Source organism: Xanthomonas sp. NCPPB 3174 (assembly GCF_056725205.1).
In genome coordinates this window covers 4,834,857-4,852,002 of sequence record NZ_CM161517.1, presented here as the reverse complement: position 1 = coordinate 4,852,002, position 17,146 = coordinate 4,834,857, and the positions used below count along the sequence as shown (strand labels likewise).

Here is a 17,146-nt window from a genome sequence, read left to right as displayed (position 1 = left end):
CAAGTGGCTCAGGCGGTTCAAGGAAGAAGGGACGGCGGGGCTGATGGATCGCTCCTCGCGGCCACGTGATTGCCCGCACGCTATTGCGCAGTCCATCGTGGATCAGGTCTTTGAGCAGCGCCGCTGCCGGCAAACCTACCGCCAGATTGACGTGCAGCTTCCTGTAGCAACAAGCACCATTGCCCCGTTGCTGCGCCGCGCCGGCCTGCACAAGCTGGCGGATCTGGAGCCGGCCCTGCCGCACAATCGCTATGAGTACGCCCAACCCGGCCAACTGCAGCATCGGACATCAAGAAGCTGGCCCGTTTCCGCCAGCCCGGCCACCGCGTGACCGATGATCGGACGGTCACCTCCCGTGGCATTGGCTGGGAGTACGTCCACCTGGCCATCGACGATCACTCCCGCGTGGCCTTCAGCACCATGGAGCCCGATGAGCGCAGTCTCAGTGCCTGCAGAGCCCTGATGCAGGCGGTTCGCTACTACCGCAGCCTGGGCGTGCGCTTGGAGCGCGTGTTGACCGACAACGGCGCCTGCTACAAATCACGCCGCTTCCGACGCCTTGTCCGACGGCTATGCCTGCGCCATCTGCGAATCCGACCCTACACGCCACGCACCAATGGCAAGGCCGAACGGCTGGCGCAGACCAGCCTGCGAGAATTGGCTTATGCGCGCTCCTATATCGACTCCACGCGGCGCGCCAACGCCTTCCCCGGCTGGCTGCATCACTACAACTGGCATCGAGCACACGCCAGCCTCGGCTACAAGCCTCCCATCTCCCGAATCCCACCGAACAACGTGGTGAGCTTATACACCTAGTGCTGGACCAGATCACCCAGTTCACTGGCCGCCGCTACCTAGGCGACTATGCCGACGGCGTGGCCCAGTACCGCGCGCTGCTCGACGGGGCGCCGCCGCTGAGCGTAGGTAAGGCGAAGTTGCTCGAAAATAGCGATGTCTTAATTTCCTCTTGGTGCTTGCATAGAACTCATCCGTGAAGTTCAACGATATGTCTAAGGGCGGGCCCGGATTAATTCAATTATTGCGAGCACAGGTTGGAATTTACAAAGGTATACTAAAGTGGTGGCATTGAAAAAATGCACTCAGGCGTTTGGGAGCCCTTTTGAAATCTGGAAACAAAGGGGTTGATGAATTTTCTGAAGAAAAGCTTGTTGAACTATTTGGGATTAAGAAATGAACACTTCCTTTTTTTGAAATCCCCCTAAAAGAAAAATTTATTTTTACCGATGTGGCGTCCGCAATACTGGCCTGCATAGGCGGGGGTAGAATCCGTGATCGAGTATGACTCTTTTTTTCTCTTTCTTTGGAGGAGCAGGACGTTTCAGTTGGGTTTGAGGTTATATACTCTGGTATTGGTTGCAAGACGTTAATCAATGGTGTCTCCTGCGTTGATTTATATGGAAAGTCATTAGGTGAGTTCGCCTCTCGCATTTCTATTGCTCTAGAAACAGAGGCCGTAATTGGGGACTGCATCGTGGATGTTGAAATGACCACGGGGCGTTTTCTCATATATTATCCGGATGGGTCATTTAGACATGCTTACGAAAATTAAAAATGACAATGGCATATTTGATGTAACTGTCGCAGATTAGCAGGTATCTGTGCACGCAACGGATCCGGGTGAGGCTGATTAACATAAAGATAGATCGGCGTATTTATCCTCGTTTTTGACTGCTTTAGGTCTTGATGCGCCGAAAAGTCCATTTTTCAATGCGCGCGTGCATTCTCGCTGTTATCGATTTCTTATCCGTTTTGGGTAGCGCAATGCTTTAGAGGTGCTGGGCGACAGCCGCACCGTCACCGACCAGACCCGCCAGGGCAAGACCAGGGTCGTCACCACCACGACCACCCAGGACATCGACCAGCAGGCGCTCACCGCCGGCGGCAACCTGGTGCTCAGCGCCGGCCACGACGTCAACCTGACCGCCGCCAAGCTCGACGCCGGCAACGGCCTGGCCGTGTTTGCCGGCAACGACCTCAACAGCACCACGCTGACCACGGTCGACAGCAGCACCACCCTGGAGACGCGCAAGCGCAAGGACATGGCACCGAGATCATTACGGCAGCAGCCCGCAGAGCCGAAACTCTCAAGCAGTATGCTTCGCCCCTGACCAGCAAGAAGCCAATACCATGACCGACACCCCCACCATCCCCGTTCTCTCCACCATCGAAGCCCGCGCCCTCGGCTGTCTGATCGAGAAGGAGGCGACCACGCCGGATGCGTATCCGCTCACGGTCAATGCGACGGTGGTGGCGGCCAATCAGAAGACCTCTCGCGAGCCGGTGATGACCTTGAGTCCGGGCGATGTCCAGCATGCGCTGCGGCAACTGGAGGGGCGTGGGTTGGTGCGGCAGCAGTTCTCTTCGCGCGCCGAGCGCTACGAGCATCGGCTGGCGTCGGCGCTGGATCTGACCCAGCAGCAGGTGGCCTTGCTCGGCCTGCTGCTGTTGCGCGGTCCGCAGACTGTCAATGAGTTGCTGACACGCGCTGAGCGCATGGCGCGCTTTGCCGATGCGGACGACGTCCGTCATCAGTTGGAACGGCTGGCACAGCGCCAGTTGGCGGTGCAGTTATCGCGTGCCAGCGGGCAGCGCGAGGATCGCTACATGCATCTGCTCACCGGTCCGGTGGATGCGGAAGCGTTGGCGGCCACGTTCAAGGCGCGGCCGGCGGCGTCGGGGAACGACGAGTTGGAAGGCCGGGTGCAGGCGCTGGAGGCCGAGGTGGCGGAGCTGCGCGAGATCGTGGTGCAGTTGCAGGCGCAGCTCGGATCCGCGTGACGCGGTGCGGGTGTCCTCTGGAGAGAGCCTCCTGTATACACGGAGGCTCTCGTGTAGGAGCGGCTTCAGCCGCGATGCGCTCTACAGGGGATGCTTGTCGCGGCTGAAGCCGCTCCTACAATCGCGACGGCAGCCCCCCCGCAAAACCGCGGCAAGGCGCGTTACTACAGGTACCCTAAACATCAAGGCACTCACCAAGCGCAGCGCCCCGCGATCGCAGGATCACCCCGTCTCCACCTGCGGAATCACCGCCAACATATCTGTCACGCCGACATCGGCACCCGCCTGGCTGAGCAAGGTGGTGGCCTGACCACGATGGTGGGTCTGGTGGTTGAAGAAATGCAGCAGCAGATCGCCGAAGCGCCGGTTATGCGTCTCGCCGCGGGTGTTGCGATAGCGCAGCGTCACATCGAGGTCGTCCGGCTGCAGCTCCGTCATCCAGGCGGCGATCGTTGCATCCAGCGCCTCGCGCTGTGCCCGCAGGTCCGCCAGACAGTCGGCCTGCGGCACGTCCAGCGCGGCCGGGACCGGTTTGGCGGCGATGGCCTGCAGCGCCGGGTGGCGTGCCGGATGTTGGGCAAAGCGCTGCAGCCAGATCGTGTCGGCCACCACCAAATGGTTGAGCGTGCCCAGCAGCGATCCGAAGAAGGCGCCGCGCGGCTCGGCGATGGCGGTGTCCGGCAGGGTTGCGGCCGCGGCGTAGAGACGCTGGTTCATCCACTGGCTGTAGTCGGCGAATAGCCGCAGTGTGTGCAAGGTATCCATGCTCAGGCGTGCTCCTGGGGCGCGTGCAGTTCGCACAGATGGAGCTCGACCTCGGCCGCTTCCGGGCTCAGGCGCACGCGCCCCTGGGCGACGAATTCCAGCGCGGCGAGCAGCCGCAGCGAGCGCGCGTTGCCCGGGGATACGATCGCGTAGACGCGCGGCAGCGCCAGCACGCTGCGCGCGTACTCCAGCACGGCGCGCGCCGCCTCGCTGGCGTAGCCCTGGCCCGCGTAGGGTTGCAGCAGGGCATAGCCCAGGTCGGGCGCGGGCAGGGTCGGCCGCAGCACCAGTCCCGCCACACCAAGCCAGGCGCCGTCGTCGCGACGCTCCACGGCATACAGTCCGAAGCCGTGCTCGGCGTAGCTGCGCACCGAGCCATCGGCGAGGTAGCGGCTGGCCTGCGCTTCGTCGCGCACGCCGCGGTCGCCGATGTGCGCCAGGAAGCCGGGGTCGTTGAGCAGGGCCAGCATCGGCGCGGCGTCGCGCTCGGGGTCCAGTCGGCGCAGCAGCAGGCGCGCGGTCTCGATCACGGTGGACATGCGGCGCTCCTGCGGGTGGGGCGGCCAGCGTGGCGCCGCGGCAGCGGCTTGGCAAGCGGTGCCTTCGGCAGGCGACTCGTGACGCAGACGCATCGCTGCCTTGGGTCTGGAACCGCGAAACGTCCCCGCGCAAAGGCCGCCGCACCCGACATCCCGGTCACATGTAACAAACGTCTAGTTAACAGCTTCACATGGGGTGCCGGTATTCTGACGCCCATGCGACCCATCCCCCGTCTCGCCACCTTCCTGTCCCTGCTCTCCCTGGCCGGCCTCGCCGAGGCGCGCGGCGTCATCGAAAAGGTGCAGATCCAGGGCCTGAACAAGGACGAGGACGCGGCGATGATCGAGAACATCCAGGTCTCGCTGTCGCTATACGACGCCATCGGCAAGGACCAGGGCGAGTCGCGCCTGGAGTATCTGCTGAGCCAGGCCGAAAGCCAGACCCGGCAGGCGCTGGAGCCGTTCGGCTACTTCACTCCCAAGATCACCGTCGACGCGCCACGCCAGGACGACAAGCTGACCGTGGTGGTGCACGTGAACAAGGGCGAGCCGGTGCGGGTGCGCAACTTTCATGTGGGCATCACCGGCCCGGCCGAGGACGACCGCTACCTGGGCGAGGACCTGAAGAACTTCCGCCCGCGCCAGGGCGACGTCTTCGTCAGCAGCGTCTACGAGACCAGCAAGGTCACCATCACCCGGCGCCTGGCCGAGCGCGGCTACTTCGATGCCGACTTCACCCAGCGCAAGGTCGAGGTGACCCGCGCCGACCACGCCGCCGACATCGACCTGAGCTGGGACAGCGGCCGCCGCTACAACATGGGCCCGATCCGCTTCCATCAGGACTACTTCAACCAGAAGCTGTTCGATCCGCTGGTGTACTGGAAGGAAGGCAGCTACTACCACGAAGGCAAGCTCGACCGCCTGCGCGAGTCGCTGGTCAAGCTCGACTACTTCAGCGTCATCGACATCCAGCCCAAGCCGGAAGAAGCCGACGCCAACGGCGACGTGCCGGTGGACGTCAACCTCACCCGCGCCAAGCGCAGCATCTACACCGCCGGCCTCAGCTACGGCAGCGAGAGCGGCGCCGGTGTGCGCCTGGGCGTGGACCGCCGCTACGTCAACGCGCGCGGGCACAAGCTCAGCACGCAGCTGGATTACGCGCAGAAGCGCAAGAGCTTCATCACCAGCTACCGGATCCCGGCGTTCCGCTGGCTCGACGGTTGGTACACCACCTCGCTGCGCGTCTACGACGAGCAGACCGACTACATCGACCTGCGCAACGTCAAGCTCACCGGCAGCCGCAGCGGCCAGATCAACGAGCACTGGACCGCGATCGCCTCGATCAACGCGCTGCGCGAACGCTGGCGCTACGCCACCGACGAGGTGTTCGACGGCGCGCTGTACCAGACCTCGACGCTGTTCTATCCGCAGATCGAGGCCGATTACGTCGGCGTCGACGACAAGGTGTTCCCGCGCAAGGGCTTCAGCGGCAACATCAGCCTGCGCGGCGGCGCCGAGGGTGTGGGGTCCGACGCCAGCTTCGTACAGGCGCACATGCGGGTGAACTGGTTCCACGGCATCGGCGACAACGACCGCCTGATCCTGCGCGGCGAAGCCGGCAGCACCTGGACCGACGCGCTGGTGGCGATGCCGCCGAGCCTGCGTTTCTTCGCCGGCGGCGACAACAGCATCCGCGGTTATGCCTTCCGCGAGGTCGGCCCGCGCACGGCGCGGCCGGACCGCTTCGCGCTCGGCGCCAAGCACGTGCTCACCGGCAGCGCCGAGTACGAGCACTACTTCAAGGGCGGGCCGTGGGGCGGCGCGGTGTTCGTCGACAGCGGCAGCGCCTTCGACGACACGCCGGACTGGCACACTGGCGTCGGCTTCGGCCTGCGCTGGCGCTCGCCGGTCGGCCCGGTGCGGGTGGACATCGCCCACGGCTTGAACGATCCCGACTCGCAGTTCCAGCTCTATCTCAACATCGGAGCCAATCTGTGAGCGCGCCGATCGAGCCGACGTCGCCCGCCACGCCGCCACCCCGGCGCCCGCGCTTCTACCGGCGCAAGCGCTTCTGGTGGGGCTCGGCGCTGACCGTGGCCGGCCTGGTACTGCTGGCGGCGATCGCGCTGTACTGGCTGCTGCAGACCGTGGCCGGGCGCGACGTGCTGCTGGCGCAGGTGGTGGCGCGGCTGCCGGCCGGCTCCACGCTCACCTGGGAGCGCGCCGAAGGGCCGCTGGCCGGGCCGCTGATCCTGCACAACCTGGATTTCCGCTACAACGAAATCCACTTCACCGCCGAGCGCGCCTACCTGGATCCGGACATCCGCCCCCTGCTCGGGCGCAAGCTGCAACTGGATGCGCTGGAACTGACCAACGCCACGCTCAACCTGGCCAAGAGCGACGAACCGTTCGAACTGCCGCGCTGGCCGCAGTCGTTGCCGCAGATCGAAGTGCCGCTGGCGCTGCAGGCCGACCGCATCGCCATCGACGGGCTGCGCATCACCCAGGCGCAGCAGCCGATGATCGACATCCGCACGCTGCGCGGCGGCGTGGAAGTGGCTAACGGCGAGTTCCGCGCCACCCAGGTGGTGGTGAACAGCGACCGCGGCGATTTCCGCGTCAACGGCGATTACCTGCCGGGCCAGGACTACACCGCCGACCTCACCGCCAGCGTGGTGCTGCCTGCCGCACGCGGTCGCACCCCGGCGCGCCTAGGCCTGGTCGCGCGCGGCGACCTGGACAAGATGGAAGTGGCCATTGCCGGTAACGCACCGGCGCCGCTGCGCGCCACGCTGGTGTTCACCGGCCGCAACGATCCGGTGTGGGAATTCGCCGCCAGCAGCAAGGCGCTGGATCCGTCGCTGCTGGTGCCGCCGGCCGACGATGCGCCGGCGTCCGTGCCGCTGGCCTTCGACCTGCATGCCAAGGGCAAGGGCGGTAACGCCGATCTGCAGGGCGAACTGTCGCGCGACGGACAGAAGCTGGTACTCGATCCCTCGCACCTGAGCCTGGACAACCAGGTGCTCACCGTGGCGCCGCTGCAGCTGCGCGCGTTCGACGGGCAACTACGTCTGCGCGGCACCGCCGATCTGCGCGACCCGGACAATGCGCAGCTGCGCTTTGCGGTCAACGCCAGCGGCATGAGCTTTGCCACCGCGCCGGATCCGTCCACCCCGGACGCACCGGCGGTGCCGATCAAGCTGGTCGAGGCCAACCTGGGCGTGGCCGGCACGCTCAAGCAATGGGCCACCTACGGCGAGGCCACCGTCGCCCGCGGCAAGGACAGTGCCAACCTGCAACTGGACGTGCGCGGCGACGATCGTCAGGCACAACTGAAGCAGGTGCGCGCGACCATGCCCAGCGGCACCCTCGACCTGGGCGGCAACGTGGCCTGGGTGCCGGAGTTGAACTGGGACGTGCAAGGCACGCTGGCCGGCTTCGACCCCGGCTACTTCGCACCGGGCTGGGACGGCAAGCTGTCCGGCACCTTCGCCTCGCAGGGCAAGCAGTTGCCGGCGCGGCCGGATGGCAGCGCCGCCGGCTACCAGGCCACGCTCGACATCCCGCGCTTGAACGGACGCCTGCGCAGCCGCGCGCTCGACGCCAACGCCAAGCTCGCCCTGCAGGGCAGCCAGGGCGAAGGCAAGCTGCAACTGAGCCTGGGCGACAGCCGCCTGCAGGCGCAGGGCAAGGTCGGCGACCAGTTCGACGTGGACGCGCAACTGCAGCCGCTGCAACTGGCCGACCTGCTGCCCGGCGGCGCCGGCAGCCTGCGCGGCAGCGTGCAGCTCAAGGGCCGCCGCGACGCGCCCGACCTCACCGCCGACCTCTCCGGCAGCGGCCTGAAGTGGGACAGCTACAGCGCCGACAGCCTCAGCCTGCGCGGGCGCCTGCCCTGGCGCGGCAACGGCGGCGAACTCGCCCTGCGCGGCAGTGCGATCAATGCCGGCGTGTTGCTGCAGACACTGAGCGTGGATGCGCGCGGCGCGGTCGAGAATCTGCAACTCGACGCCAAGACCGAGAACGACATGGGCGCATTGGCCCTGGCCGGGCAGGTGCGCCGCGATGGCGCACGTTGGCAGGGCGCCCTGAACACGCTGCGCATCGCCCCGGCCAAGGGCGAACCGTGGCAACTGCGGCAGGCGGCCAATTTCAGCGTGGCCGGCAGCGCCTTCAGCCTGTCCGAGAGCTGCCTGGCGCCGGGCAGCGGCGGCGCGTTGTGCGTGTCCGCCGACTGGCCGAAGCAGGGCCTGACCCTGCGCGGCGACGCCCTGCCGCTGGCGCTGGTGCAGCCGTGGCTGCCGCCCAGCAACGGCCGCAAGATGTACCTGCGCGGCGACCTGTCCATCGACGGCAGCTTCAAGCCGGCCGGCAACGCCTGGCAGGGTTCGCTGCGCCTTGCCTCGCGCGAAGGCGGCCTGCGCCTGGGCGACAACGCCCGCGGCGAACTGCTGCGCTACGACCAGTTCAGTTTCGTCACCGATTTCAGCGCCCAGCACATCCATTCCAAGCTCGGCATCGGCTTCCAGGGCGACGGCTTCGTCGACGCCACCGTCGACACCGGCTGGGACGCGTACGCGCCTTTGAATGGCGAGATCTACATGAACATGGCGCGGCTGTACTGGCTGGAGCTGTTCTCGCCCGATCTGGTCCGGCCCAAGGGCCTGGTCGAAGGCCACGTCAGCCTGCGCGGCACCCGCTCGCAGCCGGCGATGGGCGGCGACGCCACGTTGAGCAACTTCACCGGCGAACTGCCGGCGCTGGGCCTGACCCTGAGCGAGGGCAAGGGCCGCTTCGACGCGCAGCCGGACGGCTCGGCGCGCATCGTTGCCTCGGTGAAGTCCGGCGAGGGCACGCTCAACGTCAATGGCGGGCTGTCCTGGTACGGCGACCGCACGCCGCTGCAGTTGAACATCCGCGGTACCAACGTGCTGGTCTCCAACACAGCCGAACTGCGCGCGGTGGCCAATCCCGACCTGCAGTTCGGCATCGCCAACAAGACCATGATGCTGAGCGGCCAGGTCACCGTGCCCTCGGCCGACATCGACCTGGAACGGCTGGACCGCGGCACCTCGCTGTCCGAGGACGTGGTGGTGCTGGATCCGGCCGACCCCGAGGCCACGCCGACCTCGCCGCTGGAGATGGACCTGCGTGTGACCCTGGGCGACCAGGTCAAGATGGCCGGCTTCGGCCTCAAGGGCGCGCTGACCGGCGCCATGCAGGTGCGCTCGCGGCCGGGCCGCGAAACCACCGCCACCGGCGGGCTGGACGTCAGCGGCAAGTACAAGGCGTACGGCCAGGACCTGACCATCACCCGCGGCCAGCTCACCTGGAGCAACAACATCGTCTCCGACCCGCGCATCAACATCCGCGCGCAGCGCCAGGTCGGCGACGTCACCGCCGGCATCGACGTCACCGGCCGCGCCACCGCCCCGCATGCGGACGTGTGGTCGGACCCGTCGATGTCGCAATCCGAAGCGATGTCCTACCTGGTGCTGGGCCGCAGCCTCAGCAACACCAGCAGCGCCGAGGCCGACCAGGTCACTGCCGCGGCCAGCGCGCTGTCGGCCGGCAGCGGCCTGCTCGCCTCGCAACTCGGCGCCAGGCTCGGCTTCGACGACGCCGGCGTCAGCCAGTCGCGCACCCTCGGCGGCTCGGTGGTGGGCTTCGGCAAATACCTCTCGCCGAAACTCTACGTCAGCTACGGCGTGTCGCTGATCGGCAGCGGCTCGGTCTTGACGCTGAAATATCTGCTGGGCCGCGGCTTCGACGCCGAGGTGGAATCGAGCACGGTGGAGAACCGTGGGTCGGTGAATTGGCGGAAGGAGAAGTAGTGCGCCGTTCGAGCACGGCGCATGCTGCAACCGCAAAATCTCCTTGACAGCCTCTGGTGCGTTCTATCACAGTTCCGCCGGGGATCCAGACTGCGGTAGAGGTGCAGCATTTCGGCAGCGCTGCGCGCCGACATGCCTGCGCGCCGTGATCCCCAGGGCACGATACTGAAACCAGGGGGAAACATGGATTGTCGCGTCGGCACCGACTTGCCTGTCACAGACTTTAAAAGCTCTTCTCGATTGCTTCCCAGTGCTCTATTTGGCCGATACTGGCGTCCGTCCGGGACGTGTCCGGTTCGAACGACATTTAGAGGTTGGCCATTTGCCTGCAGAGCCTATTTCATGCTGGCGTCTTACTATTGGTCACCTGAAAGCTCGTCTCAAGATTGCTCAATGGATACGTGTCAACTTTCCTCCGGCTGCGCGCAAATGCGGCGTGACTGACACCCCAACTCGTTTTGATTTGGTACTGACGAATAGCAGTTATAAACCTGTGAGGTTGGTACCTGCACCCGCTAATCCAAAGATTCGCGGACGGCTAAAGCCGGGATTATTCGAAAATTATTGCAGAGGGTGAGATGGAAATCAAAGCCACAAGCGTTTTTGTTTTTAGTTTTCTTTACTTGCTATCAAGCCAAGTCATGGCCCAAAGCACGGTTGAGATGAATGCCGAATACGGCAACTATATCAAAGGCGCCCAACAACCCAACGTATATGGCGCGGATTTGTTTGGCGACAAAACAAATCTGTACACAGGGGCTACTGAGTTTGCTGTAGTCGACATTTCGCTATCGGGCAACTCAAACATACCCGTCCAAATTGGCAGGCGCTTTGAGGTCAAAAAAAGAGGAAATTACCTTAATAAGGGGCCATTCGCAGACTGGGATCTAGATATTCCTTATCTCACGGGTGTATTTGCTAGGTCCGGTGGTTGGCAAGTATCTGGCTATACACAAGACCAACGAAATTTGCGGTGTTCAGTGCCTGAAGCCCCGCCGGAAATTGCAGTTGATCTTAATTCCATTTATCCTGCAGAAGATTATTGGTCTGGAAATCAGTTACATCTTCCAGGTGAAGGCGACGTGGAGATGGTCGATGTAAGAAGCTATGCTGAAAAGTATGGCCCAAAAGATGGTTTAACCTACACGTGGGGCTCTAAAAATAATTGGTTTTTTAGTTGCCTTCCATCCACTGAAAACGGAGTGCCTGGAGAAGCTTTTTTGGCTCATGCCCCAAATGGGCATAAATATTGGTTCAACCATATCATTACTCGAGATACTAGCATTCTGAAGGGTCAGCAACGCCCGCTGCCGCGCGTTGAAGTTTTTATATACCCCACTCGAGTGGAAGATCGCTTTGGCAATTGGGTCGTTTATACTTATGACGCCGCAAATCCGATGCGGCTTGTTTCTATTGAAGCAAATGATGGGCGTCGATTGTCCTTAAATTACGATGCTCAGGGACATGTCTCTAGTATCACAGATGGATCAAGGTCCTGGACTTATAGCTATGTTAATAATAGCTATGGTAACAGCATGATGTCGCAAGTTATTTTGCCTGACGGCAGCACGTGGAAATACGATATGGCCACAGCCGCGAACGTGCAGCTCGAGCCCTATACTCAAGCGATTGCCACATGTGACGCCACGGCACAATCATCTGGTGCGGTTGATGCTACCGCCAAAATTGAGCACCCATCAGGCGCTATAGGTGAATTCTCTTTTTCTGTAAATATGCTGGCTAGAGCCGGGGTTCCTAAAAGCTGCATGACACTCGTTGGAAGTGGAAGCGTGGAGTTTGCAGTCTACCCTAGGTACTACGCTGTAGTTGGATTGAAAGAAAAGAAAATAACTGGCCCGGGACTGCCTGGGTATAAGTGGGGGTTCGATTACGGAAGGGCAGAGGGAAGTTGGCAAAACGAGTGCTCCGCTGGTTGTGTCACGACTCGGTCTGTAAAAGTAACTGGCCCTGAAGGTATAGACGTCTATACCTATGGCATAAAATATATGGATCTTGAGGGGCGCCTACTTAAAAGGGAGATTATGACGGCCAACGGGGCTGTGCTCCGCACCGAAGCATACACATACAAAAAACATGACTCGAATGACTTGTATCCAAATGAATTCGGGTTTTGGGTGAATACGAGGAGCGACCGACAAAACAGAATTACGCCGATTGCCAATACGTCGATAAACCAAGACAATGTGGATTATAATAAAAATGTAAGAAGTTTTGACTATTTGGCCAGGCCCACAGCTCTAACAGAGTACAGCCCGTGGGCAAGCCGCTCAGAAAGTCTTACATACTATGATGATTTGGCAAAATGGGTGATAAGCCAGCCAGCTACCACTTCCGTGGATGGGATGGTTGTTAGTTCAATTGAATACAATTCCGACGCGATGCCCACAACCGTGCGGAAGTTTGGAAAGCTAGAGCGTATCTTCACATATGATAATTCCACATCTGGCCAGCTTGGTGTACTAAAGACTTCAAAAGATGGTGCTGACCATGTGACAAGATACGAAAATTGGAAGCGGGGTATTCCCCAAGTGGTTACCTATGCCGATGGGGTAAGCCGGACTGCAGCTGTTAATGATAGCGGCTGGATCAGTTCTATCACCGATGAAAATGGATATGTCACTAACTACAGTTACGATCCTCTCGGTCGGCTAGTGAACATTGGCTATGCTTCTGGCGACAATGTGGCATGGAACGCCACCGCATTGTCGCTCTCACAAGTCAATGCAACGGAATACGGTCTTGCTCCAGGTCACTGGAAGCAAACCGTGTCGACAGGCAATGCGCGCAAGGAGACCTACTTCGATGCATTCTGGCGTCCGATTGTCACGCTCGAATACGACGCCGGTGCGGCCGCGACACAGCGGTTCCAGCGCTTCGCTTACGATCAGAATGGCAGGGAGATCTTCGCCTCCTATGCGGGTTCGTCAGATAACCTGACCGCCGGTAAATGGACAACCTATGATGCATTGGGTCGTGCCGTGTCGGTGTCACAGGATTCAGAGCAGGGATTGCTCACAACGCTGACGGAGTATTTGCAGGGCAATCAGACTCGTGTCACCGATCCGCGCGGCAATCAGACGGTGACCGGCTATCAGGTCTTCGACAAGCCCGATTACAGCGCACCGATCTGGATCCAGCATCCGGAAGGCGCTTACACCGATATCAACCGCAACATCTTCGGCAAGCCTTTGTCCATCCGCCGCCGCGACGCCAATGGCACTGTCTCGGTGACCCGCAGCTATGTCTACGACGGCTATCAGCAGCTGTGCAAGACGGTGGAGCCGGAAACCGGCGCCACCGCAAACGGCTACGACGCTGCTGGCAATCTGGTGTGGAGCGCTTCGGGCCTCTCCTTGCCCAGCAGCACGTCCTGCGATGCGGATGCCGCTTTTGCCTCAGGCCGCCGGGTCGATCGCAGCTACGATGCGCGCAACCGAATCAAGGCGCTGAGCTTCCCTGATGGCAATGGCAACCAGGCCTGGAGCTATTGGCCCGATGGCGCGGTCAAGCAGATCACCACGCTTAACAACGGGATCGCCATCTACAACAGCTACGCTTACAACAAGAGGCGCCTGCTGATCGCCGAAAGCCAGGGCCAGGCCGATGGCGAAACCTGGGCGATAGGCTACGGCTATAACGCCGATGGTCATCTGGCAGCGCATCGCTATCCGTCCGGGCAGACGGTGGATTACGCGCCCAATGCCCTGGGCCAGCCGACCCAGGCGGGCAGCTACGCCACCGGCGTAAGCTACTACCCGAATGGCGCGATCAAGCAGTTCACCTACGGCAACGGTATTGTCCATACCCTGACGCAGAATGCGCGCCAACTGCCCGACACCAGCCAGGATGCCTATAACGGCGTCGCGTTCCTCAGCGATAGCTACAAGTATGACGTCAACGGCAACGTGGCCAGCATCAGCGACGGCGCCACCGGGCGGGGCGGCCGTGGCAATCGCAACATGGTCTATGACGGTCTGGATCGCTTGGTCAGGGCCGAGTCCCCGATGTTCAGCGTTGCGACCTACAGCTACGACGTGTTGGACAACCTGACTCACGTGGTGGCGCCGGGTCGGGATCACTACTACTGCTATGACGCCTCCTGGCAGCTCACCAACGTCAAGACCGGCAGTTGCGGCGGCAGCACGGTGATCGGCATGAGCTACGACCCGCAAGGCAACCTCAGCAACAAGAACGGCCAGGCCTTCGTGTTCGACTACGGCAATCGCCTGCGCCAGGCGACCGGCAAGGAGACCTATCGTTACGACGGCAATGGCCGCCGGACGCTGGCGCTGCAGAGCGCCGGCAACATCGGCTCGCTGTACGACCAGTCCGGGGCATTGCGTTTCCAGAAGAACCAGCGCCAGTCCAATTCCACCGACTACATCCTGCTGGGTGGCAGCCTGGTCGCCGAAGTCGATTGGCCGCTGGGGCAACTCGCTTCGGTCAAAGACTACGTGAACTGGAACCCTGTCTCTGGCGCGACCCGCTATGTGGTGGAAGAGAGCGTGGATGGCCTCACCTGGACCTCGGTGTACGACGGCAGCCAGGGCAACTGGACCTCACTGGCTAGGCCGGCAGGGACCTATTCGTACCGCGTGACTGCGTGCACAGCGGATGGAAACTGCACTGTGGCTTCGAACGTGACGCATGACCAGCGGCCTGCGGTGGATATCGTGCCGTTGCTGTATCAGCTGCTTTTGAACGGTTGAGGGGTGCAGTGCCGGAAGAGCAGCACCCGCAACCTAATCTTTAATTTCTTATGGGTGGACTTTATGCGTTGGATCTTGATGTTGGGATGTGCGCTGTTCTGGATGTCTTACAGCGATTCGGCCAGTGCCTTGCAGATCATTACGGGCAAGGTGACGCAGATCGAGGCGACATACATGCCAAACCAGATTCCTTTCCTCTTGAGCGAGGGAAACGCCACGTGCCCCGCCGGAAAGCCGGTCTATTGGGCAAAGGATCAGGAGAACACCAAGGCGATCTACGCGATGTTGATGTCGGCATTCGTCAGTGGGAAGCGCGTGACCTTGATCATGGACGACAACGATACGTCGTGCACCGGAAAGTTCATCTACATGGTTGATTGACTGGGTAGGACGCAAGCGAGCCAGCCATCTGGAAAGCCCAGCAATTAACGGAAGAGAACAAAGAGCTATGAGAACGACATGGGCAACGTTGTTGCTGCTTGCCAGCCTGAGTGGGTCAGTATCGGCAAACGAGTCGATGCAGAACGTCGACGTCGTACAATTGGGCACTTATCAGGCCCATGCTGACCATTTTGTGTGGCTGTCAGACACGCCAGCAGAGTGCAAGGCCACCGGAAATGCCGTGCTGCATTTTCAAGAAGACCAACCTGGTGGCAAGGCATTGCTGGCCGTCTTGATGACGGCGTTGGTGAACAAACGAAAGATCGATGTGCAGACCAAGCACTGCGACATTGTCGAGGTCTACTTGAAGTAAGCCTGCTCCGGCGAAGTCTGCACCGTAGATTTCGCTGGGTACGTTGCACCTTGATGTTGCTAGGGAAAGCGTTGTCGATCCGACTTCTATGAGAAAGTCGATTCTACATCGCGTATCTATGGTCCAACTCGCAAGGACGAGTGATGTCAAATTTCCAGGGGATTCGTATGGTAATGCGCCTGATGGCTGTCGCCCTTTCATTGCTCGTCGCCTTCGGCGCCACGGCTCAGACGGTTCGGTATGTCCATACGGATGGACTGGGCTCGGTTGTGCTGACGACAGATAAAAATGGGAATATTATCGAGCGCAGCGAGTATGAGCCTTACGGAAGCTTGTTGAGTCGTCCGCTGAAGGATGGTCCTGGCTATACGGGGCACGTCATGGATGTAGCGACCGGACTGACATACATGCAGCAACGATATTTCGATCCTTCGGTGGCTCGGTTTTTATCGGTTGATCCAGTCGCGGTAGATGTGAGCACTGCCTGGAATTGGGCAAGATATAATTATGCTGCTGGCAACCCTTATAAGTATAAAGATCCCGATGGTAGAGTCATAAAATTCGAAGATGGATCTCCACCGGAGTTCCTTAGAAATTTTGCAAATGCTGTTCAGTATCTTAACAAAAATAATCTCGCCGGGCCTATCGCAGACGCGTGGAAAAGCGAGAAAACCATTACTTTGAGAGCTGCACCAGACCGCACTGACGCGAAATACACATCTGTTTCGAAAGATGGGATGACCGTAACCTGGGCAGATCTGGGCGGAATCAGCTTTCCGAATGCTTCAGGAAATGGAAGGGGATATCTTTCCCCAGCTCTTGGGTTGGCGCATGAGTTTGAGCATGTATCCAATCGATTGTACGATGAAGCTAGTTTTTTACGTGATAGCCACACATATGACGGACAATATCAAAACCAAGAAGAAAGAAACGTCATTGAAGGATATGAACGGCCTGCAGCAAAAATACTGGGCGAAGGTGATAGGAATAGCCATGGCGGTAGGATAGAAAAGTATACTTGCCCAACAAAAGAATGTCACCCATGAGAACTAGTTACCAACGATTTTTAATGTTGACTATCCTTTTTGCCATGTTGTCAGGATGTCAACGGTCTGAACCTATTGAAGCTATAAAAAAAGAGAATCTGGATTATATTGAAGTTGTGTATAGAGATTTCAATGAAACTTCTTTGGTAAGTTATTCTTTGTCAGATCTAAAGGATAAGGCGCAGACTAGGTTCAGACTAAGCAAGCAAGGAGACGAGGGAATCAAAATTATGGGCATTACACGAATGGCGTGTGAGCCGATAAGTCAAAAGTCACGCGACCACGTGGACGCACATTTAGCTGTTTTTGAATACAATAAAGGAAATTTAGTCAGGACATTTGTGGCATCATCTGTGGCATTTTACGTCGATCCAGGTGAGGGGATATGTCGAATGGATCCTAATGCGCTTTCGGAGATTGAAAGATTTTTGGCTGTTGCTGCCGATGGAAAGAGGCGGTAAGATAGATGCTGAATTTTGTCTCAGGTGCATTGAGGTGAATTTTTCGGTTATATCTAATTTCACGGGTTAATGGCGTCAGACTCACTTAGTCAATAGCAGGCATCTGTGTATAGGGCCACAGAAAAGCGAGCTGACCCTACGCTAGTTCTTTGTTGGGAGCATTTTGGATCTCTGGTGAAGATCACATCCATCGATGAATGGATCGGCGTCTTGGTTGC

At 60.2% G+C, this 17,146-nt stretch carries 12 protein-coding genes and 1 pseudogene; 11 read left to right on the top strand and 2 right to left on the bottom strand.

All coding sequences use genetic code 11. The annotated features are described in order from the left end of the window. Positions 1-43: 43 nt before the first annotated feature. The 4 genes and pseudogenes from AC1PK7_RS20905 (at position 44) to AC1PK7_RS20890 (ending at position 2,799) form a co-directional block, all read left to right on the top strand. Positions 44-331 carry a hypothetical protein gene (locus AC1PK7_RS20905; RefSeq protein ID WP_481099386.1) on the top strand — a complete coding sequence of 96 codons (288 nt, stop codon included), beginning with the start codon at positions 44-46 and terminating at the stop codon, positions 329-331. Continuing rightward, positions 328-816 (top strand): integrase core domain-containing protein, encoded by a 489-nt coding sequence (locus AC1PK7_RS20900; RefSeq protein ID WP_481099385.1) that lies wholly within the window; start codon positions 328-330, stop codon positions 814-816. Before AC1PK7_RS20905 ends, AC1PK7_RS20900 begins: the two co-directional genes overlap by 4 nt. A gap of 1,010 nt (positions 817-1,826) precedes the next feature. Continuing rightward, a pseudogene (locus tag AC1PK7_RS20895) lies at positions 1,827-2,054 on the top strand (hemagglutinin repeat-containing protein); the annotation flags it as partial. 94 nt (positions 2,055-2,148) lie between these two features. Then, entirely contained in the window at positions 2,149-2,799 is a 651-nt protein-coding gene (locus AC1PK7_RS20890; protein WP_481099384.1) for a YceH family protein, read from the top strand. Positions 2,800-3,021: 222 nt separating this feature from the next. Here the strand turns inward: AC1PK7_RS20890 and AC1PK7_RS20885 are convergent, their stop codons facing one another. Together AC1PK7_RS20885 and AC1PK7_RS20880 are read right to left on the bottom strand one after the other, a co-directional pair. Continuing rightward, positions 3,022-3,564: a DinB family protein gene (locus AC1PK7_RS20885; RefSeq protein ID WP_481099383.1), complete on the bottom strand. Its 543-nt coding sequence runs from the start codon at positions 3,562-3,564 to the stop codon at positions 3,022-3,024. A 2-nt stretch (positions 3,565-3,566) separates the two neighbouring features. Further along, entirely contained in the window at positions 3,567-4,103 is a 537-nt protein-coding gene (locus tag AC1PK7_RS20880) for a GNAT family N-acetyltransferase (RefSeq protein ID WP_481099382.1), read from the bottom strand. 216 nt (positions 4,104-4,319) lie between these two features. On the opposite strand from AC1PK7_RS20880, the gene AC1PK7_RS20875 reads away from it, so the two are divergent. The 7 genes from AC1PK7_RS20875 to AC1PK7_RS20845 all read left to right on the top strand — a co-directional run bounded on the left by AC1PK7_RS20875 (position 4,320) and on the right by AC1PK7_RS20845 (position 16,928). Further along, the gene (locus AC1PK7_RS20875; protein ID WP_481099381.1) at positions 4,320-6,101 is read left to right on the top strand and encodes an autotransporter assembly complex protein TamA; all 1,782 of its coding nucleotides are present in this window, start codon (positions 4,320-4,322) and stop codon (positions 6,099-6,101) included. Beyond that, positions 6,098-9,937, top strand: a complete 3,840-nt coding sequence (locus AC1PK7_RS20870; protein WP_481099380.1) for a translocation/assembly module TamB domain-containing protein — start codon at positions 6,098-6,100, stop codon at positions 9,935-9,937. Before AC1PK7_RS20875 ends, AC1PK7_RS20870 begins: the two co-directional genes overlap by 4 nt. A 578-nt stretch (positions 9,938-10,515) precedes the next feature. Next, positions 10,516-14,667: an RHS repeat domain-containing protein gene (locus tag AC1PK7_RS20865; RefSeq protein WP_481099379.1), complete on the top strand. Its 4,152-nt coding sequence runs from the start codon at positions 10,516-10,518 to the stop codon at positions 14,665-14,667. A gap of 63 nt (positions 14,668-14,730) precedes the next feature. Continuing rightward, positions 14,731-15,048, top strand: coding sequence for a hypothetical protein (locus AC1PK7_RS20860; RefSeq protein WP_420008331.1), 318 nt, complete (start codon positions 14,731-14,733; stop codon positions 15,046-15,048). Positions 15,049-15,184: 136 nt separating this feature from the next. Continuing rightward, positions 15,185-15,421: a hypothetical protein gene (locus AC1PK7_RS20855; RefSeq protein WP_481099378.1), complete on the top strand. Its 237-nt coding sequence runs from the start codon at positions 15,185-15,187 to the stop codon at positions 15,419-15,421. 143 nt (positions 15,422-15,564) lie between these two features. Continuing rightward, complete coding sequence (locus AC1PK7_RS20850) at positions 15,565-16,467, top strand: RHS repeat domain-containing protein (RefSeq protein WP_481099377.1); 903 nt, start codon at positions 15,565-15,567, stop codon at positions 16,465-16,467. 23 nt (positions 16,468-16,490) lie between these two features. Continuing rightward, positions 16,491-16,928: a hypothetical protein gene (locus tag AC1PK7_RS20845; RefSeq protein WP_481099376.1), complete on the top strand. Its 438-nt coding sequence runs from the start codon at positions 16,491-16,493 to the stop codon at positions 16,926-16,928. Positions 16,929-17,146: the final 218 nt, after the last annotated feature.